A 1,758-nucleotide genomic window follows, 5' to 3' on the forward strand; every position below is an offset into this window, starting at 1 on the left:
TCAGCGGCGGGGTTCCCAGCGGAAGAGGCGGGCGGCGAGGGTGACGGCGACGATGACCCAGGCCAGGGTGGGGCCGAGCAGCAGCAGGGAGTCGCCCAGCGCGACGCCGCCGTTCCAGGCGTTGGTGACCAGTTCGGTGGCCGCGCCGCCGGGCAGCAGCCGCTTGAGCATGGACAGGCTCTCGGTGCCGGTGATCCCGACCCAGCTGGCCACCGCGATCACCCCGAGCGTCACCGGCAGCGTGGTGACCTGGGCGTGCTCGGGCGAGTTGGTCAGCCCCGCCGTGGCCAGGCCCAGCCCGATCATCATCGCGACCGTGGCCAGCACCGCCACCACCAGCAGACCCACGTTGTCCGGCATCCCGGCGACCGCACCGAACACCCCCAGGATCACCACGATCTGCACCAGCGCGATCACCGTGACCGGCAGCACCAGCCCCACCAGGATCGACGCGTCCCCCGCCGCGGTCGAACGCAACCGCTTGAGGAACAGGTTCTGCCGACGCGAGGCCAGCGTGGTCACCGCCGAGCTGTAGAGCCCGAACGCCGACACCGTGAACATCACGATCGCCGCGATGTAGCCCAGACTGCCCACCTGGGCGAACAACTCGTGCTGATAGATGAAAAACGCACAGATCGCGATCGGCATCACGAAACTGGTGATCAACACCGACCGGTTCCGGAAAATCTGGATCAGCTCACTACGAGCGATCGACAGCATCACAACGCACCCTCTCAGGGAAAAAGACTCGAAAACTCGAACGACTGGCCAGCGGAACCCTCAGTTGTCGATGGCGCGGAACACCTCGTCCAGACTGGTCGCCCCCGCCTCCAGCTCCCGCAACTCCACCGCGTTGTCCTGCGCCCAGCGCAGCAACACGAACAGATCCTTCTGCAACTGATGCGTCTCGATCACGACCTTGCCCTCCGCCGAACGCCGCGCCTGCAACGGCAACGCCGGCACCGCACCCGCCACCCCGAACTCGATCACCGCCGGCAACGTCTGCGTCAACTCCGCCACCGTGCCCTCCTGATGGAAGGCCCCCCGGTGCATCAACCCGATCCGATCCGCCCGCTGCTGCGCCTCCTCCAGATAATGCGTCGTCAGCACGATCGTGGAGCCGTCCTCCCGCAGCTTGTCCACCGCATCCCACAACGCATCCCGCGACTGAATGTCCAACCCCGTGGTCGGCTCATCCAAAAACACCAACTCCGGCGTCCCCCACACCGCCGTCGCGAAATCCAGCCGCCGCTTCTCCCCACCCGAGAGCTGCGACACCTTCGTCCCAGCCTTCCGCGTCAGATCCACCACCGAGAGCACCCGCTCCACCCGATCCTGACGCCGCGTCAACGCCCCGATCAACCGCACCGACTCCCGCACCGTCAAATCCGGCGCGAACCCACTCTCCTGCAACATGATCCCCATCTTCGGCCGCACCGCCGCCCGATCCATCGGCGACCGACCCAGCACCCGCACCGACCCCGACGTCGCCGCCCGATGCCCCTCGATCGTCTCCAACGTCGAGGTCTTACCCGCACCATTGGTCCCCAACAACGCGTAGAACTCACCCCGCCGAACCTGAAACGACAGATCCTTCACCGCATGAAAATCCCCGTACTTCAGGTTCAACCGCTCAACATCGATCACTGCCGTGGAAGTCATGCCACAATCACAGCGCCACCAGCCCACAACTGCCAGTGCAACCACGTCATCAATCCCCCATGACATTCCTTGGGGTGAACATATGACGCAGTGTCA

General features: G+C 65.4%; 2 protein-coding genes. Both read right to left on the reverse strand.

Annotated features, from left to right (window positions below; genetic code table 11):
• Entirely contained in the window at nt 1-720 is a 720-nt protein-coding gene (locus JHE00_RS34525; RefSeq protein ID WP_200326405.1) for an ABC transporter permease, read from the reverse strand.
• A gap of 60 nt (nt 721-780) precedes the next feature.
• Nucleotides 781-1,662: an ABC transporter ATP-binding protein gene (locus tag JHE00_RS34530; protein ID WP_200326406.1), complete on the reverse strand. Its 882-nt coding sequence runs from the start codon at nt 1,660-1,662 to the stop codon at nt 781-783.
• Nucleotides 1,663-1,758 lie beyond the last annotated feature (96 nt).

The organism is Prauserella cavernicola, assembly GCF_016595675.1.
Lineage (GTDB): Bacteria > Actinomycetota > Actinomycetes > Mycobacteriales > Pseudonocardiaceae > Prauserella_A > Prauserella_A cavernicola.

Coding starts and splice junctions, on each gene's coding strand:
- JHE00_RS34530 (WP_200326406.1), bottom strand. CDS start 1,662: ATGACTTCCACGGCAGTGATCGATGTTGAGCGGTTGAACCTGAAGTAC.
- JHE00_RS34525 (WP_200326405.1), bottom strand. CDS start 720: ATGCTGTCGATCGCTCGTAGTGAGCTGATCCAGATTTTCCGGAACCGG.